Origin of the sequence: Saccharothrix algeriensis (assembly GCF_016907655.1) — a bacterium.
GTDB lineage: Bacteria > Actinomycetota > Actinomycetes > Mycobacteriales > Pseudonocardiaceae > Actinosynnema > Actinosynnema algeriense.
Genome location: NZ_JAFBCL010000001.1, coordinates 2,610,845 through 2,637,652 on the forward strand (window position 1 = coordinate 2,610,845; position 26,808 = coordinate 2,637,652).

General features: G+C 74.5%; 28 protein-coding genes. 4 read left to right on the forward strand and 24 right to left on the reverse strand.

The genetic code is table 11. The features are described 5' to 3' along the window. Positions 1-89: 89 nt before the first annotated feature. The 6 genes from JOE68_RS11695 to JOE68_RS11720 form a co-directional block, all read right to left on the reverse strand. Positions 90-599 carry a hypothetical protein gene (locus JOE68_RS11695; RefSeq protein ID WP_204842386.1) on the reverse strand — a complete coding sequence of 170 codons (510 nt, stop codon included), beginning with the start codon at positions 597-599 and terminating at the stop codon, positions 90-92. 106 nt (positions 600-705) lie between these two features. Then, entirely contained in the window at positions 706-2,025 is a 1,320-nt protein-coding gene (locus JOE68_RS11700) for a DUF58 domain-containing protein (RefSeq protein ID WP_204842387.1), read from the reverse strand. Further along, entirely contained in the window at positions 2,022-2,978 is a 957-nt protein-coding gene (locus JOE68_RS11705; protein WP_204842388.1) for an AAA family ATPase, read from the reverse strand. Before JOE68_RS11705 ends, JOE68_RS11700 begins: the two co-directional genes overlap by 4 nt. Further along, entirely contained in the window at positions 2,975-3,463 is a 489-nt protein-coding gene (locus JOE68_RS11710; RefSeq protein WP_239562214.1) for a hypothetical protein, read from the reverse strand. The genes JOE68_RS11705 and JOE68_RS11710 overlap by 4 nt, the downstream gene beginning before the upstream one ends. Further along, positions 3,460-4,131: a DUF4129 domain-containing protein gene (locus JOE68_RS11715; RefSeq protein WP_204842389.1), complete on the reverse strand. Its 672-nt coding sequence runs from the start codon at positions 4,129-4,131 to the stop codon at positions 3,460-3,462. Before JOE68_RS11715 ends, JOE68_RS11710 begins: the two co-directional genes overlap by 4 nt. 91 nt (positions 4,132-4,222) lie before the next feature. Further along, entirely contained in the window at positions 4,223-4,930 is a 708-nt protein-coding gene (locus JOE68_RS11720) for a uracil-DNA glycosylase (RefSeq protein ID WP_204842390.1), read from the reverse strand. Positions 4,931-4,962: 32 nt separating this feature from the next. Between JOE68_RS11720 and JOE68_RS11725 the strand changes: the two genes are divergently transcribed. Then, complete coding sequence (locus tag JOE68_RS11725) at positions 4,963-6,441, forward strand: S10 family peptidase (RefSeq protein WP_204842391.1); 1,479 nt, start codon at positions 4,963-4,965, stop codon at positions 6,439-6,441. Between the two features lie 78 nt (positions 6,442-6,519). Here JOE68_RS11725 and JOE68_RS11730 read toward each other — a convergent pair whose 3' ends face one another. From JOE68_RS11730 to eno, 11 genes are all read right to left on the reverse strand, one after another. Then, positions 6,520-6,927 (reverse strand): SEL1-like repeat protein, encoded by a 408-nt coding sequence (locus JOE68_RS11730; RefSeq protein WP_204842392.1) that lies wholly within the window; start codon positions 6,925-6,927, stop codon positions 6,520-6,522. A 42-nt stretch (positions 6,928-6,969) separates the two neighbouring features. Continuing rightward, entirely contained in the window at positions 6,970-7,962 is a 993-nt protein-coding gene (locus tag JOE68_RS11735) for an ABC transporter ATP-binding protein (protein ID WP_204842393.1), read from the reverse strand. Further along, positions 7,955-8,935, reverse strand: coding sequence for an ABC transporter ATP-binding protein (locus tag JOE68_RS11740; RefSeq protein ID WP_204842394.1), 981 nt, complete (start codon positions 8,933-8,935; stop codon positions 7,955-7,957). Before JOE68_RS11740 ends, JOE68_RS11735 begins: the two co-directional genes overlap by 8 nt. Before the next feature lie 10 nt (positions 8,936-8,945). Further along, the gene (locus JOE68_RS11745; protein ID WP_204842395.1) at positions 8,946-9,845 is read right to left on the reverse strand and encodes an ABC transporter permease; all 900 of its coding nucleotides are present in this window, start codon (positions 9,843-9,845) and stop codon (positions 8,946-8,948) included. Further along, positions 9,838-10,761: an ABC transporter permease gene (locus JOE68_RS11750; protein WP_204842396.1), complete on the reverse strand. Its 924-nt coding sequence runs from the start codon at positions 10,759-10,761 to the stop codon at positions 9,838-9,840. Before JOE68_RS11750 ends, JOE68_RS11745 begins: the two co-directional genes overlap by 8 nt. 119 nt (positions 10,762-10,880) lie before the next feature. Next, complete coding sequence (locus JOE68_RS11755; protein WP_204842397.1) at positions 10,881-12,506, reverse strand: peptide ABC transporter substrate-binding protein; 1,626 nt, start codon at positions 12,504-12,506, stop codon at positions 10,881-10,883. 180 nt (positions 12,507-12,686) lie between these two features. Beyond that, positions 12,687-13,637, reverse strand: a complete 951-nt coding sequence (locus JOE68_RS11760; protein ID WP_204842398.1) for a Ppx/GppA phosphatase family protein — start codon at positions 13,635-13,637, stop codon at positions 12,687-12,689. A 65-nt stretch (positions 13,638-13,702) separates the two neighbouring features. Beyond that, a complete protein-coding gene (locus JOE68_RS11765) occupies positions 13,703-15,169 on the reverse strand; it encodes a lytic transglycosylase domain-containing protein (protein ID WP_307819638.1) in 1,467 nt (488 codons plus the stop codon). A 109-nt stretch (positions 15,170-15,278) separates the two neighbouring features. Continuing rightward, entirely contained in the window at positions 15,279-15,770 is a 492-nt protein-coding gene (locus JOE68_RS11770) for a DUF501 domain-containing protein (protein WP_204842399.1), read from the reverse strand. Beyond that, positions 15,767-16,702 (reverse strand): FtsB family cell division protein, encoded by a 936-nt coding sequence (locus JOE68_RS31115; RefSeq protein ID WP_239562215.1) that lies wholly within the window; start codon positions 16,700-16,702, stop codon positions 15,767-15,769. Before JOE68_RS31115 ends, JOE68_RS11770 begins: the two co-directional genes overlap by 4 nt. Further along, on the reverse strand, positions 16,702-17,988 hold the full coding sequence (gene eno / locus JOE68_RS11780) for a phosphopyruvate hydratase (RefSeq protein WP_204842400.1): 1,287 nt from the start codon (positions 17,986-17,988) through the stop codon (positions 16,702-16,704). Before eno ends, JOE68_RS31115 begins: the two co-directional genes overlap by 1 nt. 443 nt (positions 17,989-18,431) lie before the next feature. Between eno and JOE68_RS11785 the strand changes: the two genes are divergently transcribed. Together JOE68_RS11785 and JOE68_RS11790 are read left to right on the forward strand one after the other, a co-directional pair. Next, complete coding sequence (locus JOE68_RS11785; RefSeq protein ID WP_307819639.1) at positions 18,432-19,166, forward strand: alpha/beta fold hydrolase; 735 nt, start codon at positions 18,432-18,434, stop codon at positions 19,164-19,166. Between the two features lie 36 nt (positions 19,167-19,202). Continuing rightward, a complete protein-coding gene (locus tag JOE68_RS11790) occupies positions 19,203-19,580 on the forward strand; it encodes a tetratricopeptide repeat protein (RefSeq protein ID WP_204842402.1) in 378 nt (125 codons plus the stop codon). Between the two features lie 22 nt (positions 19,581-19,602). Here the strand turns inward: JOE68_RS11790 and JOE68_RS11795 are convergent, their stop codons facing one another. The 6 genes from JOE68_RS11795 to JOE68_RS11820 form a co-directional block, all read right to left on the reverse strand. After that, entirely contained in the window at positions 19,603-20,433 is an 831-nt protein-coding gene (locus tag JOE68_RS11795) for a lytic murein transglycosylase (protein WP_307819640.1), read from the reverse strand. A gap of 353 nt (positions 20,434-20,786) precedes the next feature. Further along, positions 20,787-23,960, reverse strand: coding sequence for a S41 family peptidase (locus tag JOE68_RS11800; protein ID WP_204842403.1), 3,174 nt, complete (start codon positions 23,958-23,960; stop codon positions 20,787-20,789). A 36-nt stretch (positions 23,961-23,996) separates the two neighbouring features. After that, positions 23,997-24,167, reverse strand: coding sequence for a DUF397 domain-containing protein (locus JOE68_RS11805; RefSeq protein ID WP_346038621.1), 171 nt, complete (start codon positions 24,165-24,167; stop codon positions 23,997-23,999). 131 nt (positions 24,168-24,298) lie between these two features. Continuing rightward, positions 24,299-24,469, reverse strand: a complete 171-nt coding sequence (locus tag JOE68_RS11810; RefSeq protein ID WP_204842404.1) for a DUF397 domain-containing protein — start codon at positions 24,467-24,469, stop codon at positions 24,299-24,301. Between the two features lie 109 nt (positions 24,470-24,578). After that, positions 24,579-24,755, reverse strand: a complete 177-nt coding sequence (locus tag JOE68_RS11815) for a DUF397 domain-containing protein (RefSeq protein WP_204842405.1) — start codon at positions 24,753-24,755, stop codon at positions 24,579-24,581. Beyond that, the gene (locus JOE68_RS11820; RefSeq protein ID WP_204842406.1) at positions 24,752-25,594 is read right to left on the reverse strand and encodes a helix-turn-helix domain-containing protein; all 843 of its coding nucleotides are present in this window, start codon (positions 25,592-25,594) and stop codon (positions 24,752-24,754) included. The genes JOE68_RS11815 and JOE68_RS11820 overlap by 4 nt, the downstream gene beginning before the upstream one ends. A gap of 89 nt (positions 25,595-25,683) precedes the next feature. On the opposite strand from JOE68_RS11820, the gene JOE68_RS11825 reads away from it, so the two are divergent. Beyond that, a complete protein-coding gene (locus JOE68_RS11825) occupies positions 25,684-25,887 on the forward strand; it encodes a hypothetical protein (protein WP_204842407.1) in 204 nt (67 codons plus the stop codon). Here the strand turns inward: JOE68_RS11825 and JOE68_RS11830 are convergent. Next, a complete protein-coding gene (locus JOE68_RS11830; protein ID WP_204842408.1) occupies positions 25,872-26,801 on the reverse strand; it encodes a nucleoside triphosphate pyrophosphohydrolase in 930 nt (309 codons plus the stop codon). The genes JOE68_RS11825 and JOE68_RS11830 overlap by 16 nt on opposite strands. Positions 26,802-26,808 lie beyond the last annotated feature (7 nt).

Below are 26,808 nucleotides of genomic sequence, written 5' to 3' on the forward strand. Positions count from 1 at the left end.
GACCAGGGCCGAAAGTGCGGTAGTGGACGAAACTGCTGAGAGGAACGATCCAGATGCTCAGCCGGAGCTGAGTTTTCCGGCCCCTTTCCTCAGCCCCGCCGGCGCAGCAGCGCCACCGCCCCGGCCACCAGCCCGACCGCGCCCGCGACGCCGAGCACCTCGACCACCGCGTCCGTTCGGCCGCCCGGCAGGAGGAGCACCAGCACCGCCAGGAGGAGTACCCCGGCTTGCACCAGCAGGAACCGGAGCGCCGGCGCGCGTAGCGCGTCCAGGTGAACGCGCGCGTGGGTCGGGATGAGCGCAGCGTAAGCGCACAGCAGGTGCAGGAGGTGCAGCAGCGCGACGAGCACCAGGACGCCGGGCCGCACCGGCGCGCCGCCCTGCACCGCCATCGCCACGGCCGGGTAGCCGATGAGGAGCAGGACCGCGGCCGACGCCGGGATGGCGACCGTGATGCCGACCAGCGCCACGTACAGCGCCAACGGGGTGAAGCTCACCCCTTCGGCGTAGAGGACGGCGGCGACGGCCAGGCCGACGACCCCGACCGCGGCCCGCAACACCCACCCGGGCACCCCGCCCCGCAACCGGACAGCCGTCACCGGTCCACCCCGCTCCCGCTCGTCGCGCCCCGGTCGGCGGTGGGCTCGTCGCGGGTCGCCGACGACCCGGAGCGGGTCGCCGGGGCGCGGTGCGCGAGCGGGGCGGTCACCGGCGCCGCCCCGGCTTGGCCGCCTCGCGCAGCACGCCGGCGATCGCCGCGGCCTTCGCGTCCCACCGCACGACCGCCACCCCGTGCCGCCGCATCGCCTCCACCCGCACCTCGTGCTCCAGCTCCAGCACCCGCAGCGCCGCGGCGCCCCACGGCGCCTCCCGGTCCGGCCGCAGGCCCTCGGGCAGCACGTCGACCGCCAGCACCACGTTTCCCCTCCGCGCGGCGTGCACCGCCTGCTCCACGACCTCGGCGTCCAGGAACGGCGACAGCACCACCACCAGCGCGCCCTGCGGCACCTGCTCCGGCCGCAGCACGGGCTTGTGCGCCCACCCCGCCGACCGCGCGCACGCCACCAGCTGGTTGCGCAGCCGCAGCAGCTGCCGCCGCCCGGTGCCCGCGCGCAGGCCCAGCAGCGGGCGCCCCAGGTGGACCAGGCTCACCCGGTCGCCCTGCCGCAGGTACCCGGCGCCCAGCGACGCCGCCGCGCGCACCGCCAGGTCGAGGCTGCCGCCGGGGCGCACCGTGCCCCGGTCGGCCACCGCCCAGTCGCCGACCTCGCGGCCCACGTCGAAGCGGGTGTCCAGGGCCAGCACCACGTCCGCGTCGGCCTCGGCGTGGTGCTCCCGGACGTGCAGCGACCCCGCCCGCAGCGAGACCCGCCAGTCGACCCGGCGCAACCGGTCGCCCGGCTGGAACGCCCGGATGTCGCGCAGCTCCACCGAGTCGCCCGGCCGCTGCGCCCGGTGCGCGCCCACCAGCCCCCTGGCCCGCGCGGGCAGCAGGCCGGAGGGCAGCTGGTGCACCGGGGGCAGGATCACGCGGCCCCGCTCGGGCGCGGACACCGGCCCGTGCACGAGCAGCCCGTCCGGGCCCGCGACGAGGTGGTCCGGGCGCAGGTCGACGCCCTCGCCCCACGCGTCGCGGCGCAGCTCGACCGCCACCGACCGCACCGACGCGGGCAGCAGGTGCACCGGTCCCGCCCCCGGCCGCCCGACGGGCAGCCGGATCGCCAGGACCTCCGCGCCCACCCCCGGGTCGACGTCCACGACGGACCCCGCCACGCCGACCTCGCCGGTGCGGGGCAGGCCGCGCACCCGCACGTCCGGCCGGCCGCCGACGGTGGTCACCAGGGCGACCAGCGTCGAGACCAGCAGGGGCGCGCCGAACAGCACCAGCTCCACCCGGTGGAACAGGCCGCCGGCCACGACCAGGCCCACGCCCAGCACCACGCCGCGCACCAGGGCGTCCGTCGGGTGCCAGTGCGCGCCCCGGCCGCCGGTCAGCGCGTCGCGGATGCGCTGCCCCCGGTTCACGACCGGGCGGCGGCCGGGCCCGGCACCCGGCCCAGCAGCTCGGTCACGACCTCCACGCCGGTCGTGCCGGACGTCCAGGTCTCCGGGCGCAGCGTGAGCCGGTGCGCCAGTGCCGGCACCGCGCACTCCTTGACGTCCTCGGGCAGCACGAAGTCCCGCCCGTCCAGCACCGCCAGGGCCCGCCCGACCAGCACCAGGGCCTGCGCGCCGCGCGGTGACGCGCCGACCTCCACGGCCTGGTGCGAGCGCGTCGACGCGGCGAGGTCGACGCAGTACCGCAGGACGTCGTCCACGGCGACCTGCTCCACGCCCCGCTGGAGCGCGGCCAGCCGGTCGGCGCCCAGCACCGCCTCGACCTCGGTCTCCTCCTGCCGGCGCGCGAGCCTGCGCCGCAGCACCTCGACCTCCTCCTCGGCGGGCGGGTAGCCGATGTCCACCCGCAGCAGGAACCGGTCGAGCTGCGCCTCGGGCAGCGGGTAGGTGCCCTCGTACTCCACGGGGTTGGCGGTGGCCAGCACGTGGAACGGCCGGGGCAGCGGGAACGTGCGGCCCTCCACCGTGACCTGCCGCTCCTGCATGGCCTCCAGCAGCGCGGACTGCGTCTTGGGCGGCGTCCGGTTGACCTCGTCGGCCAGCAGCAGGCCGGTGAACACCGGGCCCGCGCGGAAGGTGAACTCGCGCTCGCCCGGGTCGTAGATGAACGAGCCGGTGACGTCGGCCGGCAGCAGGTCGGGCGTGCACTGCAGGCGCTTGAAGTCCAGCCGCAGCGCCTGCGCCAGCGAGCGGGCCATCAGCGTCTTGCCCAGGCCGGGCACGTCCTCCAGCAGCACGTGGCCGCCGGCCAGGATCGCCGCCAGCGCCAGCCGCAGCGACCGCTGCCTGCCGACGACGACCGCGCCGACGGCGTCCAGCACGGTCCTGGCCTCGGCGCCGATGAGGTTCGCAGACGTCACAGGTTCTCCAACAGCTCGGCGAGCACGCGCGGTTCGGGCAGGGTCGCCGCCGGGTCGGTGACCAGGCGGTGCAGTTCGGGGCCCAGCAGCTCGGCGGCGCGCGGGTCGTCCGCGTCGGGCACGCCGTGCCGCTGGCGCAGCCGGGCGTCGACCAGCCGGCGCAGCCGGGGCTGGACGCGCAGGGTGAAGCGGTCGTGGTCGACGGCGGCCTCGGCGAGCCGCCCCGCGAGGGTGCTCGCCTGGGCGGTCGTGACCGTGGAGAAGGTCGCGGGCGGGGTGACCCACAGGACGTCGGTGGCGCGCGGCAGGCGGGCGACGAGCACGGCCAGCGCGACCACCGGCAGCGCGACCAGCGCCGCCCAGTGGACCGGCGCGCCCGCCCGGTAGGCGGTGAAGGTCGTGGCGACGGCCGCGACCGCGCCGACGCCGATCGCGCCGCCCACGCCCACGAGGGGCTTGATCCCCTCGTCCGGCCCGGTCGTCACCGCGCCTCCCGGACGCGCGTCAGGTCGTGCACGATCCGCTGGAGGGCGTCCTGCGCCGCGCGGGCGTCCTCGTCGGTGACCTCGGCGACGCCGAACCGGGCCCGCTGGTAGACCTGCCGCAGCCCGGCGGTCGCGGCCCCGTCGACGTGGTGGCGGGCGAGCAGGGCGCCGGTGAACTCGGTGGGCGTCTCGTGCGGCTCGCGGGCCGCGCCGCTCTCGGCCGCCGCCTGCTCCAGCCGCAGCCACGCGAGGACCACGGCGTCCCGGGGCGGTCCGCCGGTGCGGTCCCGCAGCCCCGCCAGCGCCTGGCGCGCGCCCCGCACCAGCTCGCCGGGCGCGGTGAGGTCGCCCGGGTCGGCCGCCGCGGCCACCGGGCCGACGCCGCGCGGGCGCCTGCGCGTCCAGCGCAGGGCCGAGACGAGCAGGGTGGCGAACAGGACCAGGGCCACGACGCCGAGCACGGCCAGCAGCACGACCAGGAACCCGCCGGCGGGCGACGGGCCGATCCCCGGTTCGGCCACCGCGGCGGTCGTCGCGACCGCCGTCGGGGTCGTCTCGTCCGCGGGGTCGCGCGACTCGTAGGGCACCGGCGACGCCCCGTTCGCCGCGACGGCGACCACGACCAGCGCGATCCCCACCAGCAGTGCGAGCGCGAGCCGGGGTCTCATGCGGCAAGGATGCCCGTTGCTCCCCTCCCGCGCCCCTGATTTGCCGGAAGCCGGGCGGTCGGGGCGCGGTGGCCCGAACCCCCGGGGGAGGTCAGGGCACGGGCAGCCCGGCGGTCCGGGCGGCCCGGCGCAGGACGTCCTGGAGCATGTCGGGCGTCAGGCGGCCGGTGTAGGTGTTGTGCGGGCTGACGTGGTAGGCGCCGAAGACGGTCAGCGGCGCGCCGCCGTCCAGGGCGGGCAGCTCGACCGACGCGCCGTGGCCGAACTTCGGCGCGGGCCGGGGCACCTCCCAGCCCGCCGCGAGCACCGGCAGCAGCGCCTGCCAGCCGAAACCGCCCAGCACCACGACCGCGCGCAGGGTCGGGCGCAGCAGCTCCAGCTCGCCGACCAGCCACGGCCGGCAGGTGTCCCGCTCCCGCGCGGTCGGCTTGTTCTCCGGCGGCGCGCACTTGACCGGTGCGGTGATCCGCGTGCCGTGCAGCTCCAGGCCGTCGCCCGCGCGCACCGACGTCGGCTGCGACGCCAGGCCCACCGCGTGCAGCGCGGCGTACAGGAAGTCACCCGACGGGTCCCCGGTGAACATGCGGCCGGTGCGGTTCCCGCCGTGCGCGGCGGGCGCCAGCCCGACCAGGGCCAGCCGGGCGTCGGCCGGCCCGAAACCGGGCACCGGGCGGGCCCAGTAGGTCTGGTCGGCGAAGGCCGCCCGCTTGACCCGCGCCACCTCCTCGCGCCACGCCACCAGCCGCGGGCAGGCCCGGCAGTCCACGACCCGGGAGTCCAACTCCTCCAGCGAGCGCATGCCCTCCCCACCCCGAACGTAGAGTTCCGACCATGACCGACAAGGACACCGGGGAAGACAAGGTTCCCGACACCGACGTCCGGGAAACCCCCACCGACGACCTCGTCACCACCCAGCACGGCATCACCGTCAAGCGGCGCAAGCTGAACTACACGACGACCACCGGTCGGGTGGTGCTGCGCAAGGAGGTGCTGACCGACGGCAAGTTCGACGGCCACCTGGCCAAGGCCGAGGTGTTCCTCACCGCCTACACCCTCGACGGCGCGGACGCGGCCAAGCGGCCGGTGACCTTCGCGTTCAACGGCGGCCCCGGCTCGTCGAGCGTGTGGCTGCACCTGGGGCTGCTCGGGCCGCGCCGGGTGGTGTCCGGCGACGTGGGCGAGCTGGCGCCGCCGCCGTACGACCTGGTGGACAACCCGGAGACGCTGCTCGCGCACAGCGACCTGGTGTTCATCGACCCGGTCTCGACCGGGTTCTCCCGGGCGGTCAAGGGCGGGAAGCCGGGCGAGTTCCACGGGTTCCAGGGCGACCTGGAGTCGGTCGGCGAGGTGATCCGCCTGTGGACCTCGCGCAACGGCCGGTGGCTGTCGCCGAAGTTCCTCGCCGGCGAGTCCTACGGCACGACCCGCGCGGCGGCGCTGGCCGAGCACCTCCAGGTCCGCTACGGCATGTACCTCAACGGGCTGATGCTCATCTCGTCGGTGCTGGACTTCGCGACCCTGGACTTCAGCGAGGGCAACGACCTGCCGCACGCGCTGTTCCTGCCCACGTACGCGGCGATCGCGCACTACCACGGCCTGCACGGCGACCGGCCGCTGGAGGACGTGCTCGCCGAGGCCGAGGAGTTCGCGTCCCGCGACTACCCGTGGGCGCTGGCGCGCGGCCACCGGCTGACCGCCGAGGAGCGCGCTTCGGCGGTGTCCCGGTACGCGGCGCTGACCGGGCTGTCGGAGGACTACGTCGACCGGGTCGACCTGCGGGTGGAGCACGTCCGGTTCTTCACCGAGGTGCTGCGGTCGCAGCGCAAGGTGGTCGGCCGGCTGGACTCCCGGTTCACCGGCGCGGACGTCGACTACGGCCGCGAGCTGTTCAGCGAGGACCCGTCGTACTCGGCCATCATGGGGCCGTACACCGCCGCGCTGAACCACTACCTGCGGGTGGAGCTGGAGTACGAGAACGACCTGCCCTACGAGATCCTGACCCGGTCCGTGCACCCCTGGTCCTACAAGGAGTTCGAGGGGACGCACGTCACCGTGGCGAACAAGCTCTCGGCGGCGATGCGCGCCAACCCGGACCTGAAGGTGCACATCGCGTACGGCCACTACGACGGCGCGACGCCGTACTACGCGGCCGAGCACGTGGTGGCGCACCTGCGGATCCCGGCCGAGCTGCACGACAACATCGAGTCGGCCTACTACCCCGCCGGGCACATGATGTACGTGCACGAGCCTTCGCGGGTGCAGCAGTCGAAGGACCTCGCCGCGTTCGTGCAGTCCGCGTCGAACCGCTGAGGCGCGCGAGTCGAGGCGGGTGGCGCGCGCCGGTCCCCGGCGCGCGCCACCCGGTCCTGTTCGGACTGTCCTGTTCAGTCAGTTGATCAGCCGGTTCAGGGCGGCCAGGTTCGCCGCCGCGCCCGCGTCGCCCAGCGCCGCCGCCGCGCCGTACCAGCGCCGGGCGAGGTCGGTGTCACCGAGGAAGTCGTGGACGTCGCCCAGCACGGCCATCGCCCCCGCGTCACCCCCGTCCGCGGCCCTCGTGAGCCACGGCAGCGCCGCCTGCTCGTCCTGCCGCACGTGCCACAGGAACGCGCCCAGCTCCGCCACGCCGCGCAGGTTGCCGGCACGGGCCGCCTGCCCGAGCCAGCGCTCGACCTCCGCGTGCGGGTCGCCGTCCTCCTCGTCGCCGGTGATGCCACCCTCCAGCAGCAGGGCCAGCTCGACCATCGCGTCGGCGTCCCCGCCGCGGGCGGCGGCGTGCAGTGCGGTGCGGTCGGTCATCGGGTGTCCTCCCGGTCACGGCGCGGTCGGGCGCCCTCGCGCTCACGGCACAACGGAGCGCTCCTCCGCGAAGTGGCAGGCGCTGGGGTGGCCGCCCCGGTCCACCAGCGCCGGCTCCTCCCGCGCGCAGATGTCCTGCGCCTTCCAGCACCTCGTGCGGAACCGGCAGCCCGACGGCGGGTCGATCGGCGAGGGCACGTCGCCGGTCAGCCGGATCACGTCCCGCTGCCCGCGCAGCTCCGGGTCGGCCACCGGCACGGCCGACAGCAGCGCCTGGGTGTACGGGTGGGTGGGGTGGCGGTAGATCTCCTCCTCGGTGCCGATCTCCACGATCTTGCCGAGGTACATCACGGCCACCCGGTCGGACAGGTGCCGCACCACCGACAGGTCGTGCGCGATGAACACGTACGCGAGGCCGAACTCGGCCTGCAGCTCCCGCAGCAGGTTCATCACCTGCGCCTGGATCGACACGTCCAGCGCGGACACCGGCTCGTCGCACACGATCACCTTGGGCCGCAGCGCGAGCGCCCGCGCGATCCCGACGCGCTGCCGCTGGCCGCCCGAGAACTGGTGCGGGTAGCGGTTGATGTGCTCGGGGTTGAGCCCGACCACGTCGAGCAGCTCGCGGACCCGCGCGGCGCGCGACCCCCTGGGCGCGACCTCCGGGTGGATCTCGAACGGCTCGCCCACGATGTCGCCCACCGTCATGCGCGGGTTCAGCGACGTGTACGGGTCCTGGAGCACGATCTGCATGTTGCGCCGCAGGTCGCGCAAGGCGTTGCCGCGCAAGGAGAACATCGGCTCGCCCTCGAAGAGGGCATCCCCCGAGGTCGGCGGCTCCAGCCGCATCAGCACCTGCGCCAGGGTGGACTTCCCGCAGCCCGACTCGCCCACGACGCCGAGCGTCTCGCCCGCCGAGAGCGTGAACGACACGCCGTCCACCGCCCGCACGTGGCCGATGGTCCGCTTGAACAGCACGCCCCGGGTCACCGGGAAGTGCTTGACCAGGTCCCGGACCTCCAGCAGTTCAGCCATGGAGCACCTCCGCCGCGAAGTGGCACGCGCTGACCCGCCCCGGCCCCAGCGGGACCTCGGCGGGCACGTCCACCGAGCACACGTCCCGGGCGCGCGGGCAGCGCGGGTGGAACGGGCAGCCCGGCGGGATGCGCAGCAGGTTGGGCGGCAGCCCCTTGATCGTGTCCAGCGCCGCCCCCTTGCCGTCCAGCCGCGGCAGCGACCTCATCAGCGCCTCCGTGTACGGGTGGCCCGGCGCGCGGAACAGCGACCGCGCGTCGGCCTGCTCGACGATGCGGCCCGCGTACATGACGACGATCCGGTCCGCGACCTCCGCGACCACGCCCAGGTCGTGCGTGATCAGCACCAGGCCCATCCGCCGCTCCCGCTGGATCTCCGCCAGCAGGTCCATGATCTGCGCCTGCACCGTCACGTCCAGCGCCGTGGTCGGCTCGTCCGCGATCAGCACCTCCGGGTCCAGCGCGAGCGACATCGCGATCATCGCCCGCTGCCGCATCCCGCCGGAGAACTGGTGCGGGTACTCGCGCACCCGCTGCCGCGCGTGCGGGATGCGCACCAGGTCCAGCAGCTCCACGGCCCGCTTGCGCGCGTCGGCGCGGCTCATCCCCCGCCGCAGCCGCAGCTGCTCCTCGATCTGGAACCCCACGGTGAACACCGGGTTCAACGCCGACAGCGCGTCCTGGAAGATCATCGCGATGCCCTCGGCGCGCACCTCCCGCCGCCGCTGCTCGCTCGCCGCCAGCAGGTCCTCGCCGTGGAACCGCACCGCACCGCGCGTCACGAAGGCGGGCGGGGTGTCCAGGATGCCCATGACCGCCTGCGCGGTCACGCTCTTGCCGGAGCCGGACTCGCCCAGCACCGCCAGGGTCTCCCCCGCGTCGACGTGGTAGCCCACCCCGTTGAGCACCCGCGCCACGCCGTCGCGCGTGCGGAACTCGACGTGCAGGTCCTCGACCTCCAACAACGCCGTCACCAGCAGCCTCCTACCGGAGTTTCGGGTCGAGGGCTTCGCGCACCGCGTCGCCCAGCATCACGAACGCGAGCACCGTGGCGGTCAGGAAACCCGCCGGGAACAGCAGGGCGTGCGGCGCGACCCGCAGGTAGTCCTTGGCGCTGTTGATCATCACACCCCACGACACGACCGGCTGCCGCAGCCCGATGCCCAGGTAGGACAGCGTCGCCTCGGCCCCGATGAACGCCCCCAGCGCGATCGTGGAGTACACCAGCACGGGCGCGATGCAGTTGGGCAGCATGTGCTTGGTGATGATCCGCCGCGGCGAGGCGCCCAGCGCCCGCGCCGCCTTCACGTAGTCCTGCTGCTTGGCCGCGATCGCCGTGGACCGCATGATGCGCATCGACACCGGCCACGACAGCACCGCCAGGGACAGCACGACCTGCGCCACGATCCGCACCGGGCCGGGGTCGCCGTCCGCGTTCAGCGTGGTCAGGATGACGATCGCGCCGAGCACGAACGGCACGCCGACGAAGACGTCCGCGATCCGCGACACCACCGCGTCCAGCCAGCCGCCGTAGAACCCGGCCAGCAGCCCGATCGTCGCGCCCACCAGAACCACGCCGCCCGTCGCCAGCACGCCGACCACGATGGACGCCCGCGCGCCGTGGACCACCCGCGCGTAGACGTCGTAGCCCTGGTTGTCGTAGCCGAACCACGCCTTGGCCGAGGGCGGCTCGTAGTTGCGCGACAGCAGCCCCTGCGTCGGGTCGGCGGAGGTGAACAGCCCCGGGAACAGGGCCATCAGCACCACCAGCAGGATGATCGACGTCGACACCCAGAACAGCGGCCGGGCGCGCAGCACGTGCCACGCGTCGCCGACCAGGCCGCGGGGCTTGTCCGGCGCCAGCACCGCGATGTGCTCAGTCATAGCGAATCCTCGGGTCGAGCACGGCGTAGAGCAGGTCCACCAGCAGCGTCATCAGCAGGTAGACCAGCACCAGGATGGTGACCACGCCGGTCACCATCGCGCCGTCCTTGGCTAGGATCGAGCGGAACACCAACCCGCCCACGCCGGGCACGTTGAAGATGCCCTCGGTGACGATCGCCCCGCCCAGGAACGCGCCCAGGTCGGTGCCCAGGAACGTGATCACCGGGATCAGCGAGTTGCGCAGCAGGTGCACGCCCACCACCCGCTTGGTGGGCAACCCCTTGGCCAGCGCGGTCCGCACGTAGTCGGCCCGCCGGTTCTCGGCGATGCCGGCGCGCGCGAGCCGGGCCACGTAGGCCATCGACAGCGACGCCAGCACGAACCCGGGCACCACGAGGTTGCCGAACGTCGGTGACGTGACCGTCGGCGAGATCAGGCCCAGTTGCAGGCCGAACACCAGCTGCACCACGTACCCGGTGACGAACACCGGCACGGAGATCAGGAACAGCGTCGACACCAGCACCAGGGTGTCCAGGAACCCCCGGTTGCGCAGCCCGCTCACCACGCCGGCCGTGATGCCGATGACCGCCTCGACCAGCAGCGCCACCAGCGCCAGCCGCAGCGTCACCGGGAACGCGGTGGCGATCTGGTCGCCCACCGACAGACCGGACGAGGTCACGCCGAAATCGCCCCGCACCAGCATCCACAGGTACTTCCCGTACTGCACGAGCAGCGGGTCGTCCAGGTTGAACTTCTCCCGCATCATGGCGATGTAGGTCTCCGGGCAGTCCCGCTCGCCGCACTTGCCCGCGAACGGGTCGCCCGGCACCGCCCACACCATCGCGTAGATCAGGAACGTGGTCCCCAGGAACACCGGGACCATCTGCAACAGCCTGCGCAGGACGTAGAAGCCCACCGCCAGCCCCTTCGATCTCTCCAGCGGCGGGCCGCGCCGGGGCCGGGCCCCGCGCCGCGGTCACCCGCGCGCGGGGCCCGACCCGCCGGTCGCCGACCCGCCGAAGCCGGTTCGGCCCGCTACTGCGCGACTTCCACCGAGGCGAGGTCGAGCTTGCGGAACGCGTGCAGGTTCGCGACCTTGAGGCGGCTGGACTTGCCCGCGATGGTCGTCTGGGTCCACAGCGGGATGGACGGCATGTCCGGCGCGAGCATCCGCTCCGCCTCCAGGTAGAGCTCGATCGCCTGCTCCTCGCTGGGCGCCTTGTCCGCCTCCGCCAGCTTCGCGTCGAACGCCGGGTTGCTGTAGAGGCCGTCGTTGGACGACGCGCCGGTGCGGAACAGCGGGGTCAGCCAGTTCTCGATCGACGGGTAGTCCGCGATCCAGCCCGACCGGTACATGCCGGTCATCTCGTGCGCGTTCACCTTCTGCCGGAACTCGCCGAAGCTGGTCGTCGGCACGAACCGGGCCTCGACGCCGAGGGTGCTCTTGATGCTGTTGGCGACCGCCTCGGCCCACTCCTGGTGCCCGCTGTCGGTGTTGGACAGCAGCACGATCTCCCCGGTGTAGCCGGACTTCGCGAACTCCGCCTTGGCCTTGTCCGGGTCGAACCGGCAGTAGTCGCCGCACTGCCCCGGCTGGTAGCCCTTGATCAGCGGGTGCACCCAGCCGTCGGCGGGCTTGCGCGTGCCGGCGTAGATCCGCTCGGTGATCTCCTCGCGGTTGATCGCCATGGAGATCGCGCGGCGCAGCGAGGCGTTGTCGTAGGGCGCGGTGTAGAACGGGAACGCGATCGTCTGGTTGTTCAGCGTCTCCCGCTTCACCACCCGGTCGCCGAGGTCGCCCTCGTACTTGCGCCCCGCCAGGGCGTTGGGCGGCAGCTCCTCCATGAAGTCCAGGTTGCCCGAGACGATGTCGGCGTAGGCCGACTCGCGGCTCTGGTAGACCTTCAGCGTCAGGTCCTTGAACTTCGGCTTGTCCGCGCCCTGGTAGTCGTCGTAGCGGGTCAGCTTGATGTCGGTGCCGACCGTGCGCGAGACGAACCTGAACGGCCCGTTGCCGACCGGGTTGGCCTCGAACGCCGCGCGGTCCTTGAAGAACGCCTCCGGCAGCGGCGCGAAGACCTCGTAGCCGACGGTGACCGGGAACACCGCGAACGGCTCGGACAGCGTGACGGTGAACGTGTGGTCGTCCACGACCGCCAGGCCGGACATCTTGTCGGTGGCGGGCGCCGGCGCCTTCTGGGGGCCGTCCGCGCCGTCGGGGTCGGCGGGGTGGACGTCCGCGTAGCCCTGGACCTGGGAGAAGAAGGAGGCGCCCTGCGTGGCGTTGGGCCCGTAGGCGGTCCAGTTCCAGGCGTCCACGAAGCTCTTCGCGGTCACCGCGCTGCCGTCGTGGAACTTCCAGTCCTTCTTGATCTTCACGGTGAACACCTTCGAGTCGGTCGTCTCGATCGACTCGGCCATCGCGTTCTCCGGCTGCGCGTCCTCGCTGCGGTACTCCACCAGCCCGGTGAACATGGCGTCCAGCACGCGGCTGCCGCCCACCTCGGTGGTGTTGCCCGGCACCAGCGGGTTCTCCGGCTCGGTGTTGAAGATGCTGATCCCGGCGTCGGCGTTCGTGCCGGATGAGGTCTCCGTGGCCCCGCAGCCCGCCGCGACCAGGGCCGTCGCGATCGCAGCCGGAACCAGTAATGCTCGTGACATGCGTTCTCCCACCTCCGGGGTGACCGAGCAGAGCCGCCCGCCTCCACAGCGTGTCGGTGACGCTATTAGGGCAGTGCTGCACGCCACATGGGTGATGGGGTCACAACCTCGTCACGAACAATCCCAGTTGACGTTCGAATAAGGTGTGAAGGCCGGTGGGCACCCGCTCCCACCTGCGGTTCAGCTCAGGGCGAAGGCGATGCCGTCGAGGATGTCGTGCTCGCTCGCGACCAGCTCGGTGATCCCCTGAGCCGCCAGGTGCTCGGCCAGGGTCCGCACGACGAGCGCGCCGCCGTTGATGACATCCACCCGTCCGGGGTGCATCGGGCCCAAAGCCGCCCGCTCGTCGTGACTCATGGTGAGCAACCGCGCGGTGACCTCCCGGATGTCGTCGACGCCCAGCCGCGCCAGGTGGATCCGCTCGGAGTCGTACTCCGGCAGCCCCTTCGCCAGCGCCACGAGGGTGGTCACCGTGCCGGCGACGCCGATCCAGGTGCTCGCCCCGGCGGTCGGCACCGCGGCGAACGCCTCGGCCAGCACCTCCGAGGCGACCGCGACGGCGTCGGCCACCTCGGCCTCGGTCGGCGGGTCCGAGCGCAGGCAGCGCTCGGTCAGCCGCACGCAGCCGATGTCCACCGACCGCGCGGCGGTCACCTCGCCCCGCACGCCGTCCCACGTGCCCAGCACCAGCTCGGTCGACCCGCCGCCCACGTCGGAGACCAGGAACGGCCCGTCGGCCGCGTCCAGGTCCGCCACGGCCCCGGTGAACGACAGCCGGGCCTCCTCGTCGCCGGAGATCACCTCGGCCTCGACGCCCAGCACGGCGCGGGTCATGGCGAAGAACTCGTCGCGGTTCGCGGCGTCGCGGGTCGCCGAGGTCGCGACCATCCGCACCCGCTCGGCCCCCTTGCGGCGCAGGACGTTCGCGTAGTCGGCCAGCGCCGCCCGGGTCCGCTCCAGCGCCTCGGCGCCCAGCACGCCCGTCGCGTCCACGCCCGCGCCCAGCCGCACGACCCGCATCTCCCGGTGCACGTCCCGCAACCACCGCGAGCCGTCGTCGGCCGCGGTCACGTCGGCCACCAGCAGGCGGATCGAGTTGGTCCCGCAGTCGATCGCGGCCACGCGCGCCATGACACCCCTCCCGTAGCGGCGACGGCGGGGCCGCCGTCGCCGGAGGAAGAAGCTACGCCGGCGGGTTACCGGGGCTTCATCGAGGACGTGGGCTGGACGACCGTGGCCGGCCGCGACTCGGGCGCGGACCGCTCCGGCGTCCCGGTGGTGACCTGGGCGGGCGTCCCGGTGGCGGCCTGGTCGCCGCTCCCGGTCGCGCAGTCGTCCGGCGCCTCGGAGGGCGGCGTGGTCGGCGGCGTCGTCGTCGGCGTGGTGGTGGTCGGCGTCGTCGTGGTGGTCGGCGGCGTTGTGGGGCAGTTCGGCGACGGCGGCTGCGACGACGTCGTGGTGGTCGTCGGCGTGGTGGTCGTCGGCGTGGTCGTGGTGGTGGTGGTGGTCGTCGTCGTCGTGGTGGTCGTCGTGGTGGTGCTGGACGACGTGGTCGGCACCACCGTGAACGTCGCGGACCGCGACCGCGTCGTGCTGGGGGCCGGGGACGACGGCGGGGTGGAGGACGGCGGGTTCGACGACGGGGGGTTGGGCGCGGGCGGGTTCGTCGTGGCGCCCGGCGGGGTGGTGCCGCCGTCGTGCGGCGGGTACGTGCCGCCGGTCGGCTCCTCGTCCCCCACCGGGAGGAAGTCCTCGTCCGAGCCGGTCAGGCCGGGCATCGGCGTCACGCCGTCGGCGTAGGCGTCGGCCCAGAACAGGACCGTCCGCACGTACTCGTCGGAGTGGTTGTAGCGGAACACCGCCTTCGCCCGCTGCTCCGGGTCCGACAGGTCACCGCCGCCCGCGCACAGGTAGTTGCCCGCGCCCGCGGTCGCGTCGTAGACGTTGTTCGGGTTGGCCTGGCCGTCGCCGTTGCCGTCCGCGGCGTACCCGGCCCAGGTGGACGGGATGAACTGCATCGGACCGACCGCGCGGTCCCACGTGGTGTCGGAGTCGTACCGGCCGCCGTCGGTGTCGCGGATCGCGGCGATGCCCGGACCGCCGTTGAGCACCGGGCCCAGGATCGGGTGCACCGTGTCGCCTCGGGCGTCGACCCGGCCGCCGCGCGCGTGCCCGGACTCGATGCGCCCGATGCCCGCCAGCAGCGACCAGTGCAGGTTGCAGCCCGGGGTGGTCGCGGCGAGCCGGTCGGCGGCCTTCATGTACGCGTCCAGCATCACGCCCGGGATGCCCAGCTGCCCCGCGACCAGGTCGCCGTCGACCCCGTCGAACGGCGGCAGGTCGTCGCCGAAGTCCGACGGGTCGTCGGCCTCCGCCAGCAGGCCCGCGCTCAGCTCGTCGGTCTCCGGCAGCCGGCCGGACACGCCCAGCGCGCCCGAGTCCCGCAGGTGCAGGGTGCCCAGCACGTCGCCGGCGCCCGGCGGGAACGCCTCCAGGTCCGAGCTGCCCGCGACGTTGACCCAGTCGACGCCGCCGGTCGCGTGCAGCAGGGTCGGGACGAGCATCGCGCACGTCGCCGTCGCCGCCAGGCCCCACTGCCGCGGGGTCAGCGTCGGCCGCCGCGTCGCCTTGCGCTTGCGTCCACGTCGCTTCGGCACAGCCACGAACTCCACTCCTCGGCGAATCCCGCTTCGGCCCCCGGACAAGCCTGCCTGATCCCCAGCGCCGTGTCACGGCCGCGGGGGACTTCCGCACCGGGAACTGCCCCGAAGGTCAGTCGTTCACCTTTGACGCGCAGTCCCCGCTGGGCCACCACTGCGCGAGCAGCTCCAGCGCCTCGTCGCCGAACGGGTTGACGCCCGGCCCGGCGGCCAGCGCGTGCGCCACGTGGACGTGCAGGCACTTGACCCGCGTCGGCATCCCGCCCGCGGTGACCTGCGTGCCCAGCGGCTCGATCGCGTCCCGCTCGGCCAGGTACGACTCGTGCGCCCGCAGGTAGCGCCGCGCCAGCTCCTCGTCCTGCGCCAGCCGGTCGGTCATCTCCTTCATCAGGCCGGCGCCCTCCAGCCTGCTGACGAAGGAGTTCAGGCGCGGGCACGTCAGGTAGTACAGCGTCGGGAACGGCGTGCCGTCCTCCAGCCGCGGGCTGGTCTGCACGACCGCCGGGTGCCCGCTCGGGCACCGCGCCGCCACCGCCCTCATGCCGCGCGGGGCGCGCCCCAGCTGCTCGGCGACGACCGCCGAGTCCCTCTCGTCCACCGTCATCGCGCCGCCACCGAATCCCACAGCTGCTCGTACCAAGCCTTGTCCGCCGCCGGCGCCGTCGCCGGCCGCTCCTCCTCCGGGGTCCGCTCCGCGTCACCGGGCAGTTGGACCACGTACGGCGTCTCGCCGGGCCGCACGTAGTGCAGCCGCCGGCGCGCCTCCGCCTCCAGGTGCGCGGGATCGGCCAGCTCCCTCTTGCGCTGCTCCAGCTGCCCGACCTCGGCGCGCAGCTCCTCCTGCGAGGCGGTGACCTCGCGCAGCTCCTCGCGCTGGGCCAGGTAGGTGCGCAGCGGCACGGCGATGCTCAGCGCCAGCGCGCACACCACCATCGCCAGCAGGGCCGCCCGCCGCGTGCCGGTCATGCCGAACGCGCCGCCGGTGCCCTCCCGCGACCGGGCCCTGGACTGCGGCCGGCCCGCGCGCGCCGCCCGGGCCGCCCGCGCGGCCCTGGCGTGCTCGGCCACCCGCGCCGAGCGCTCCCGCCGCGACTCCGCCGGCCGCGCGCCGCCGCGCTCGCCGCCGGACCGGGCGAACCGCCCGAGCCGCCCCGAGCCGCTCGCGCCCGCCTTGCCCGCCTTGCCCGACGCGCCCGCCTTGCCCGACGCGCCGGACCTGCCGCCGCCCGGCTTCCCGGACGAACCCGCCTTGCCCGGCGCACCCGACTTCCCCGACGCGCCCGACTTGCCGGCCGCACCCGACTTCCCCGACGCGCCCGACTTGCCGGCCGCACCCGACTTGCCCGGCGCACCCGACTTGCCGGCCGCGCCGGACTTGCCGGAACCGCCGGCGCCGGCCGCCCGACCGGGCGCACCCGCGCCGGACCCGCCCGCGCCGGCCGCGCGGCCCGACCTGCCCGCGCGCCCGGAGCGGTCAGGCCGGGACCCCGGCACGGCCTTGCCGCCGCGCCGGGAGCCCCGCTCCCGGTCCGCCATCAGCCCTCCGGCGTGTACCGCGGGAAGGCCAGCTCGCCCGCGTAGCGCGCCGCGTCGCCCAGCGCCTCTTCGATGCGCAGCAGCTGGTTGTACTTCGCCGTGCGCTCGCCGCGCGCGGGCGCGCCGGTCTTGATCTGGCCCGCGCCGGTCGCCACCGCCAGGTCGGCGATGGTGGTGTCCTCGGTCTCGCCGGACCGGTGCGACATCATCGACTTGTAGCCGTAGGAGGTGGCCAGCGCGACCGCGTCCAGCGTCTCCGACAGCGTGCCGATCTGGTTGACCTTCACCAGCAGCGCGTTGGCCGCGCGGCGGGAGATGCCCTCCTCCAGGCGCTCCGGGTTGGTGACGAACAGGTCGTCGCCGACGATCTGCACCTTCTCGCCCAGCTCGGCGGTCAGCTGCACCCAGCCGTCCCAGTCGTCCTCCGACAGCGGGTCCTCGATGGACACCAGCGGGTAGGAGTTCACCAGCTCGGCGTAGTAGCCGGTCATCTGCTCGGCGCTGCGCTTGGTCTTCTCGAACGTGTAGGCGCCGTCGGAGAAGAACTCGGTGGCCGCCACGTCCAGGGCCAGCGCGATGTCGCGGCCGGGCGCGTAGCCCGCCTTCTCGATGGCCTGGAGGATCAGGTCCAGCGCGTCGCGGTTGCTCGACAGCGCCGGCGCGAAGCCGCCCTCGTCGCCCAGGCCGGTGCCCAGGCCCTTGCCCTTGAGCACGGACTTGAGCGAGTGGTAGACCTCCGCGCCCCAGCGCAGGGCCTCGCGGAAGGAGTCCGCGCCGATCGGCGCGATCATGAACTCCTGGATGTCGACGTCGGTGTCGGCGTGCGCGCCGCCGTTGAGGATGTTGAGCATCGGCACCGGCAGCACGTGCGCGTTGGGGCCGCCGACGTACCGGAACAGCTCCAGGCCGCTGGACGCCGCCGCCGCCTTCGCCACGGCCAGCGACACGCCGAGGATGGCGTTCGCGCCCAGGCGGGACTTGTCCGGCGTGCCGTCCAGGTCGACCAGCTTCTGGTCGACCACCCGCTGCTCGACGGCCTCGATGCCGACCAGCTCGGGACCGATCTCGTCGAGCACGGCGGTGACCGCCCGCTCGACGCCCTTGCCCAGGTACCGCTTCGCGTCGCCGTCGCGGAGTTCGACCGCCTCGTGCTCACCCGTCGACGCGCCCGAGGGCACGGCCGCGCGCTCCAGCGTGCCGTCGTCCAGCGCCACCTCGACCTCAACGGTGGGGTTGCCTCGCGAGTCCAGGATCTCGCGGGCGCCGACCTGCTCGATGACCGCCACGTGCGCTCCCTAGTCAGACCATCGTCGTATCGCCGACGAGCCTAGTTGGTGGCGCACGGCCGGGCTCCCGACCCCGTTCCGGAAGTCCGACCGGAGTCGGGCCGGGCGCGCGTCGAGGCGGGGCGCGCGTCCGGGCGGAGCGCGGGCCGCGGCCGAATGGCCGGTGCCCGCCCGCCGCGCGTGACGTTCGGACCGGTGCGGGTCGGCGGGCGCGCGCTCGTCGCGGTCGGGGGGCGCCGGCGCGCGGTCGCCGCGCGGGACCCCGAAGACCTCGGCCGGCAGCGGCAGGTCGGCGACCGCGGGACCGACCGCACGCCCACGGCGCCGTCCGCGCGGACCACCTCCCTGTCCCGCGAGCGGGTGAACGCGGCGTGGGCACACCCCGGGCACACGTGCCCGGGTCGACGATGTCCTGGACGTCACCGGCACGAGGGGGTTCCGGCGTGATCCACGTGGAGCGCGGCGGCGAGGGGCCGCTCCTGGTCCTCCTGCACGGCCTGGGCGCGACGGCCGAGGTGTGGCGGGGCGTCGTGCCGCACTGGCCGGGCTCGTGGCTGGCGGTGGACCTGCCCGGCCACGGCCGCTCGGACCCGCTGGAGCGCTACTCGTTCGGCGCGTTCGCGGCGGCGGTCGCCCCGGTCGTGCCGCCCGGCCCGGTGGCGGTGCTGGGGCACTCGCTGGGCGGCGTGGTGGCGCTGGCGCTGGCCTCCGGCTGGTTCGGGGTGCAGGTCCGGGTGGCGGCGGGCGTCGGCGTCAAGCTGCGGTGGTCCGCCGACGACCTGGCGCGGGTGCGGGCCCTGGCCGACAAGCCCGCGCGGGTCCACCCGACCCGCGAGGAGGCCGCGGAGCGCGCCGCGAGGCTGGCGGGCGTGCCGCTGGAGCACGGCGTCGTCGCGGCGCCCGGCGGGTGGCGCGCGGCGCTGGACCCGGCCGCGTTCGGGATCGGCGCGCCCGACGTGCCGGGCCTGCTGGCGGCGGCCCGCGCGCCGGTCGTCCTGGCCGTGGGCGAGGTCGACCCGATGTGCTCGCGCGAGGACCTGCTCGCCGCCTGCCCGGGTGGAATGGTGCTGGCAGGCGTGGGCCACAACCCCCACGTGGAGCGGCCCGGGTCGATCAAGCCGGTGCTCGACCGGCTGATCACCGGGTGGGGCACGTCCCGTCATCCGGTCGGCTGCTGATGAACCGCCGGTCGCGGAGGTAGCGTTGATCGGACCATGACCGACAGCACCTTCGAGGCGTTCCGCCGAGCCGAGGCGCTGCTCGCCGAGCGCCGCCCCCTGGAGGCGCTCCGCGAGCTGCGGGTCGTGCTCGAGGCAGCGCCGAACGAGCCGAGCGTCCAACTGCTGGCCGGCCGGGCCTACCTGGGCTCGGCGCAGCTCAAGAGAGCCGAGGAAGCGTTCCGCAAGGTGCTGGAGCTGGACCCGAGCGACTACTACGCCCGCTTCGCCCTCGGCCGGACCCTGCAGCGCCAGAGCCGCCTGCCCGAGGCCCTGGCCCAGCTGCGCATGGCGGCGGCGATGAACCCGACCCCCGAGTACCAGGAAGCGCTGGGCGAGGTGAGCGCCCGCCTGGCGGTGGAACGCGACCGCTGAGCCCGGTCGCCGGGTTGGGCGTTCAGCCCTGGCCGGCCCGCGCGTAGGCGTCCGCCCCGCTGTAGACGTCCTGGCCGTACTTCACCGAGTTGTTGTACGCCAGCACGGCCGCCCACCACCCCTGCCCGGTGCCCAGGTCGCCGCCGGACGAGCACAGGTACCGCGCGGCGGCCAGCGCCGCGTCGTCGATGTCCTGCGGGTCGGGCGGGTTGCCGTCGCCGTTCGCGCGGGAGGCGTAGCGCGCCCACGTCGTCGGGATGAACTGCATCGGCCCCACGGCCCGGTCCCAGGTCGGGTCGCCGTCGAGCGCGCCGCCGTCGCTGTCCGCGATGGCCCGCACCCCCGGTTTGCCGTCCAGCGGGATGCCGATGATCGGCTTGGACGGCCGGCCGTCCTCGCCCAGCCGCAGGCCGCCCAGGGTGCCGTGGTGCGACTCGACGCGCCCGATGCCCGCCAGCGTCGCCCACGACACCCGGCACGAGGGCTGCGCGGCCTGCATGGCCAGGTCGGCGGTGGCGTACGCGTGCAGGGCGCGGGCCGGGACGTCGGTCTTCTCCGACAACGCCTGCGCCCACGCCGCCAGCGGCTCGGCGGCCGGGTCCTGGCCGGGGGACGCCTGCGGCGGCACCCGGCCCGCCGAGCCGGGAGCGGCCGAACCGGGCTCGACCGCCTGGAACGGCACGGGGAACGGCGGGTCGCCGCCGTCGCGGCGGTTGACGACGCTCAACGCCCAGGCGCCGCCCGCCACGACGGCGAGCAGGAGGGCGACGAGCGCCAGCCGGCCGACGAGGTTGCCGACGCGACCGGGCGCCGGCGGGCGGGGTCTCGTGGTGGGGGGCGGCGGGACGACCACGCACCCAGGCTACGTGCTCACCGCGGTTTCCCGGCCGGAACGCGGGGAACCACCCGGCCCGCTGGCCGCTCGACCGCAGGTCCGCCGCTGTCAGGGGCGCTGTCGGGGCCACTGCCGGGCCACTGCCGGGGCCACTGCCGGGCCACTGCCGGGGGCGGTCGCGCGACCGCCCCTGGGCGCACCCGCGATCACCTGTCCGGCTTGCCGTCCGCACCGCCGGACGGGGCGTCCCGCCGGCGCCGCGGCGAGGCCGCCGACCGGTCGAGCCGGCGGAACCGCCGCGGTGCCGCCGACCGGCTCGACCCGCCGGCGCCGCCACCGGCCGGGCCGGCGGCACGGCGCTCCCGACCGGGTCAGCCCAGCGGCGGCAGCTGCGGCGGCACGGCCGCCGGGCGCTGCGCCAGCGCCTCCAGCGCCAGCTTCACCGCCGTGTCCAGCTGCGGGTCGCGGCCGGCCACCCGGTCCTGCGGCGTCATCACCACCTCGACATCCGGGTCCACGCCGTGGTTCTCCACGCCCCACCCGTGCCCGGCGAACCACATCGCGTACCGGGGCTGGGTGACCACCGTGCCGTCGACCAGGTCGAACTGCATGTCGATCCCGATGACGCCGCCCCACGTCCGCACGCCGACCACCGGCCCGATGCCCATCTCCTTGATCGCCACGTTGACGATGTCGCCGTCCGACCCGGCGAACTCGTCCGCGATCGCCACCACCGGGCCGCGCGGCGCGTCCGCCGGGTAGCTGTCGGGCGTGGTGTAGCCGCGCGCCACCGACCACCCGATGATCCGGCGCGCCAGCTTCTCCACCACCAGCTGCGAGGTGTGCCCGCCGCCGTTCTCCCGCACGTCCAGCACCACGGCCTCGCGCGCCAGCTCCACCCGCAGGTCGCGGTGCAGCTGCGCCCAGCCCGCGCCCATCATGTCCGGCACGTGCAGGTAGCCCACCCGGCCGTCGGACAGCTCGTGCGTCCGCGCCCGCCGGTCCGCCACCCACGCGTGGTAGCGCAGCGGCTCGTCGTCCTCCAGCGGCACCACCACGACCCGGCGGGGCTCGCCGCCGCCGCCCGGCCGCACGGTCAGCTCCACCGGCTTCCCGGCCGTGCCGACCAGCAGCGGCGCGGGGCCGGTCAGCGGGTCGACCTGGCGGCCGTCGACGGCGACGATCGCGTCGCCGGCGCGCACCGCCACGCCCGGCGCGGCCAGCGGGGACCGGGCCGCCGGGTCGGAGGTCTCGCCGGGGATCACCCGCGTCACCCGCCACGCGCCCGAGGGGTCCCGCTCCAGGTCCGCGCCCAGCAGGCCCACCGGGCGCCCGCGCCAACCGCTGGAGGGGATCACGTAGGCGTGCGAGGTCCCCAGCTCGCCCTGCACCTCCCACAGCAGGTCCACCAGGTCCGAGTAGCTGCCCAGCCGGTCCACCAGCGGCCGGTACCGGTCCAGCACGCCCGCCCAGTCGACACCGCCCATGTCGGTGCGCCAGAACAGGTCCCGCATCAGCCGCCCGGCCTCGGCGTAGGACTGCCGCCACTCGGCGGCCCGGTCCACCACGACCCGCAGGCGGGACAGGTCCACCTCGACGGAGTCCTGGTCGTCGGCGTCGACCTTCCGGTCCGCCGGCACGACCCTCAGGTCGCTGCCGTCGAGCACCACGACGCGCTGCCCGTCACCGGTCACCGCGAACCCGTCCAGGCCGTCCACCAGCACGTCCGTCCGCGACTTCGCCAGGTCGAAGCGCTCCAGCACCGGCCGGGGCGCCCGCGCGGACGGCGTCGGCAGGGTGTCGCCCAGGACGCCGCTGACCGCGCTGCGCAGCCACAGCAGCCCGCCCTTCGCGGCGGTCAGCGACGAGTAGCCCGCCGCCGCGACCGGCACCGGCACCACCCGGTCGGCCAGGCCGTCCAGGTCGACCACGGTGATCGGGTTCTCGTCGTCCTTCTCCTTGTCCTTGTCCTTGTCGTCGTCGCCGACCGGGCGGCCCAGCCGCAGCGGATCGAACGGCGAGGGCGTCGTCGCCGCCAGCGGCAGCAGGAACGGCCGGCAGCCGGTGGGGAAGGACAGGTCGAACACGTGCGCGTCGTACACCGGGTCGAACGTGCGGACCGACAGGAACGCCAGGAAGCGGCCGTCCTCGGTGAACGTCGGCGCGAAGTCCGCGAACCGCAGCGGCGTCACGTCCACCAGGGACAGGTCGGTCGTGTTCGTCATCCGGATGTGCCGCAGCGGGCTCGGCCCGGGGTGCGACCAGGCCAGCCAGTTCGAGTCCGGGGAGAACGCCAGGTCGGACACGTGCGGGTTCGCCTCCCGCAGCACCTCCCGGACCTCGCCGGACTCCACGTCGACCAGCAGCAGCCGCCCGTCGTGCGTGGCGACGGCCAGCCGCCGCCCGTCGGGCGCGACCGCCAGCTCCAGCACCCGGCCCAGCCTGCCGACGGCGACCCGGCGCGGCGCGTTGCCCGGCTCGACCCCGCCCGCCGGGGCGAACTCCAGGCCCTCCTCGCCGTCCGCGTCGGTCACCCACACGACCCCGTCGCCCACCACGCGCGGCAGCCGGGCGCGGACGCCGGGCTGCTCGGCCAGGGCGCGCACCGGGCCGTCCCGGTGGGTCACCCAGTGCACCGTGCCGCGCACCTCGACCACGCTGGCGCGGCCGGTCCGGTCCGGGTGCACGTCGTCGGGGCGCGGGGCCACCGGGCGCGGGCGGGTCGCGGAGCGGGGGCCGCCGAGCGCGATCTCCAGCCGGCGCGGCTCGGCGTCCAGGCCGTCGAGCAGCCACACCTCGCCCGCGAGCTGGTAGACGACGCGCCGGCCGTCCGTGGTGGCGCAGCGGGCGTAGAAGTCCTGCTCGGTGTGCCGGCGCAGGTCGGAGCCGTCCGGCCGCACCGAGTACACGCTGCCGACGCCGTCGTGGTCGGACAGGAACGCGATGCGCCCGCCCACCCACATCGGCGCGTGCAGGGACGAGGTCAGCTCGGACAGGATGCGGGAGAACTCGCCGTCGCCCGTCGGGTCGACCCACAGCTGCCCCGCCGAGCCGCCCCGGTAGCGCTTCCAGTAGGCCGGGTCCTTGCCGTACATGGAGGTCACGACGACCTCGCCGGACGGCCCGTGCTCGACGTCGCCGACCCAGCCGTAGGGCAGGCGGCGCGACGGACCGCCGTCGACCGGCAGCGCGTGCGCCCACCGGCGCATCCGGGTCGCCTCGCCGGCGGAGGTGACGGCGACGACCTCGCCCTGCGGCGTCCACCCCCGCACGGTGGTGTTCGCGCAGCCCCAGTGGGTGAGCCGGGTGGCCTCGCCGCCGGCGACCGGCGCGAGGTGCACCTCGGGCGCGCCGTCGCGCCGGCTGGCCCACGCCAGCCGCGTACCGGACGGGTCGAACCTGGGCGAGAACACCGGCACCTGGTCCGCGGTGACCCGCCAGGCCCGGCCACCGGCGAGGGGAGCGAGCCACACGTCGTCCTCTGCCACGAAGGTGACCAGGTCGCCGTGCAGGTGGGGGAAACGAAGGTAGGCGTGGTCCGTCACGTGATCGACGTTAGCGCGACCCCACCGCGCCCGGGATCAAGCTCGCCCAACCCGTCGGAGGAAACTGCCGGCCGACGCGACGGGGAAAGCCAACACCGGCCCACCGGGGTTCTTCGAGTCCCGAACCGCCACCCGGTCCGCCGAACGCGCCACCTCGACGCAGTTCGACTCGGTCGTGCTCCAACTCGACTTCCGCCACGTGATCACCGCTCACGTCCTCCCTCGGCATACTCCGAAATCGGGCATCTGCCCCGCCGAACCACCAGGGCGCCGAGCGAGCAGAGGCGTGCCCGCCGCGTGTCGGGGTCAGCGCACCCCTGCGACACCCGCGCCCGGGATCAAGCCCGTCCGACCCGCCGGAGGAAACTGCCGGTCGACGCGACGGGGAATGCCAACACCGGCCCACCGGGGTTCTTCGAGTCCCGAACCGCCACCCGGTCCGCCGAACGCGCCACCTCGACGCAGTTCGACGTCGTGTTGCTCCGGCTCGACTTCCGCCATGTCGTCACTTCTGCCGCCCTTCACGCACCTGGTGGGCTTCACGCTCACGGAGTCCTGATGCCGTCCGGCCGCACGCCTTGCCCGCTCCATCCGGCAGCTTCACCGACGCCAGGGAAGTCAACCCCGCTTGAGGCGGGCGAGGAAGCTCGCGGCGGATGCAGCGGGGAACGCCAGCACCACCCCTGACCGGTTCTTCGAGTCGCGAACGGCCACCCGGCCCTCGACCGCCAAGTGCGCCACCTCGACGCAGTTCGACTCGGTGTTGCTGCGACTGGACTTCCGCCAGGTCGTCACTTCGGGCGCCCTTCCATCTCCTCGGCGCACCGCAGGATCAGCTCCATCGAGTCCTCGGCACTGACCGCGGCGGCCAACAGGCTCGGCTTGAGATCAGTGTAAGCCTGCACGTCCTCCCGCCTGTCCAGGAACAGATAGGTCCTCAGGTTCTCCAGGTGGACCACGGGCGTCGTCCGGGGCGACTCCAGCACCACGAAGGACCCGTAGAGCCCGAGGTGGTAGCCGCGCTCCCGCGGGATTACCCGGATGGTCACGTTGGGGCGCTGCGCCGAGTCGTGCAGGTGGCGCAGTTGCGCCGCCATCACCGCCCGCCCGCCGACGGGGCGGTGGAGCACGAACTCGTCGATGATCGCCAGGTAGGGCACCGGGTTCTCCCGGGTCAGCACCGACTGGCGCGCGAGGCGGTGCTTCACCCGCTCGTCGGCGTCCGCGTTGGGCACACCGCCCTCGATCATGATCGTCCGGGCGTAGTCGGCCGTCTGCAGGAGGCCCGGTACGAGCAAGGCCGTCACATCGGTGATGGAAGTGGCCAACTGCTCGTACTCAATCAGCCCCTTCAACTGCTGCGGCAGGCCGAGTCCGGTGGCCAGCCAGTTTGCCTTCGCGGCTTCCCGCGCCAGCGCGAGCAGTTCGCGCCGCTTCGCCCCCACGACGCCCAGCGCGCCGAGGATGGTGGCCACCTCGGTCTCACCGGCCAGCCGCTCGCCGCGCTCGATCCGGCTCAACATGCTCTTGCTGATGCCGACCTGCTGCTCCAGCTGAACCATCCGCACCCGCTTGGCCTTGCGCAGGTCCCGCAGCTCGGCGCCCAGCGTCCGGGCCCGCGCGTTGCTCTCCATGCCGATCAGCCTAGGTCTTCACCCAAACGTGGACTGTTGAGAATTCTTAATCCTTGTCAAGATTGTCTCAAGAAACCGAGGAGGCAGTCGTGGTGGAGATGCAGGCTTGGGTGGGGGTCCGGGAGGACAGCAGGATCGAGTGGACCGTGCACCCGCACGAGGTCGTGCTCGCGATCGGGAACCTGCCCGAGTTCGAGATCGTCGGCACGCCACAGGCGCTGCGCCGACTGGCGGACAGCGTGACCGAGGCGGTGCAGGCGTTCGACGCGGCTCAGGCTCAGGCGGGCCAGTAGGCGCGCCAGTCCTGCGCCGTCAGGGAGGTCACGCCGGCGGCGCGGGCCGCCTGCTCCGCCGCCCGCACCCGCGCGGCGAACGCCCGCGCCACCGCGCGCAGCTCCGCCTCCGGGTCCTCGCCGGCCAGCTTCGCCAGCGCCGCCACCGCGAACAGCGCGGTCCCGGCGTCGTCGCCCTCGGGCAGCAGGTCCACCGGCAGGCCGGCGCGCGCGGTCCGCTGGGCCAGCTTGCCCGCCAGCGCCACGGCCGGCTGCCCGGTCGCGACACCGTCCACGCTGGACTCCCGCTGCTTCTCGGCCTGCTTCAGCTCCTCCCACCGGTGCTGCTGGGAGGTCGCGTCGCGCACCGCCGGGTCGCCCCCCTCGAACACGTGCGGGTGCCGGCCGACGAGCTTGCGGACCAGGTCGCCCGCCACCTCGTCCACGCCGAACGGCTCGGCGTCCTCGGCGGCGACCCGCGCGTGGAACAGCACCTGCAGCAGCACGTCGCCCAGTTCCTCGCGCAGCGCGGCCCGGTCGCCGTCCTCGATGGCCTCCAGCAGCTCGTAGGTCTCCTCGACCAGGTACTGCCGCAGCGACCGGTGGTCCTGCTCGGCGTCCCACGGGCAGCCGCCGGGCGAGCGCAGGCGGTCCATCACCGAGACCGCGTCGAGCAGCAGCGTGCCCGTCGGGTTGCGCAGCACGGCCGCGCCGCCGGCGACCAGCTCGCGGGCGTGCGGGTCCTCCGGGTCGGCCGTCAGGTAGACGACCGGCCCGGCGGTCCCGGCCACCGGGGTCGTGCCCAGGGCCACCCAGTAGTTCCGGTCCAGCTCGGCCGAGGCGAACACCGCCGCCGCGGCCCGCAGGGCGGGCAGCGCGGCGGCGGGCAGCACCTGGTCGTGCGGGGAGTTGAGCACCACGACGGTGTCGGTCACGGCGCTC

Bases quoted from the DNA above. Each gene is read 5' to 3' on its own strand.
- JOE68_RS11790 (WP_204842402.1), top strand. From the start codon at position 19,203: ATGACCGACAGCACCTTCGAGGCGTTCCGCCGAGCCGAGGCGCTGCTC.
- JOE68_RS11755 (WP_204842397.1), bottom strand. From the start codon at position 12,506: ATGTCACGAGCATTACTGGTTCCGGCTGCGATCGCGACGGCCCTGGTC.
- JOE68_RS31115 (WP_239562215.1), bottom strand. From the start codon at position 16,702: ATGGCGGACCGGGAGCGGGGCTCCCGGCGCGGCGGCAAGGCCGTGCCG.
- JOE68_RS11760 (WP_204842398.1), bottom strand. From the start codon at position 13,637: ATGGCGCGCGTGGCCGCGATCGACTGCGGGACCAACTCGATCCGCCTG.
- JOE68_RS11770 (WP_204842399.1), bottom strand. From the start codon at position 15,770: ATGACGGTGGACGAGAGGGACTCGGCGGTCGTCGCCGAGCAGCTGGGG.
- JOE68_RS11720 (WP_204842390.1), bottom strand. From the start codon at position 4,930: ATGCGCTCGCTGGAGGAGTTGGACTCCCGGGTCGTGGACTGCCGGGCC.
- JOE68_RS11725 (WP_204842391.1), top strand. From the start codon at position 4,963: ATGACCGACAAGGACACCGGGGAAGACAAGGTTCCCGACACCGACGTC.
- JOE68_RS11715 (WP_204842389.1), bottom strand. From the start codon at position 4,131: ATGAGACCCCGGCTCGCGCTCGCACTGCTGGTGGGGATCGCGCTGGTC.
- JOE68_RS11745 (WP_204842395.1), bottom strand. From the start codon at position 9,845: ATGACTGAGCACATCGCGGTGCTGGCGCCGGACAAGCCCCGCGGCCTG.
- JOE68_RS11735 (WP_204842393.1), bottom strand. From the start codon at position 7,962: ATGGCTGAACTGCTGGAGGTCCGGGACCTGGTCAAGCACTTCCCGGTG.
- JOE68_RS11730 (WP_204842392.1), bottom strand. From the start codon at position 6,927: ATGACCGACCGCACCGCACTGCACGCCGCCGCCCGCGGCGGGGACGCC.
- JOE68_RS11820 (WP_204842406.1), bottom strand. From the start codon at position 25,594: ATGGAGAGCAACGCGCGGGCCCGGACGCTGGGCGCCGAGCTGCGGGAC.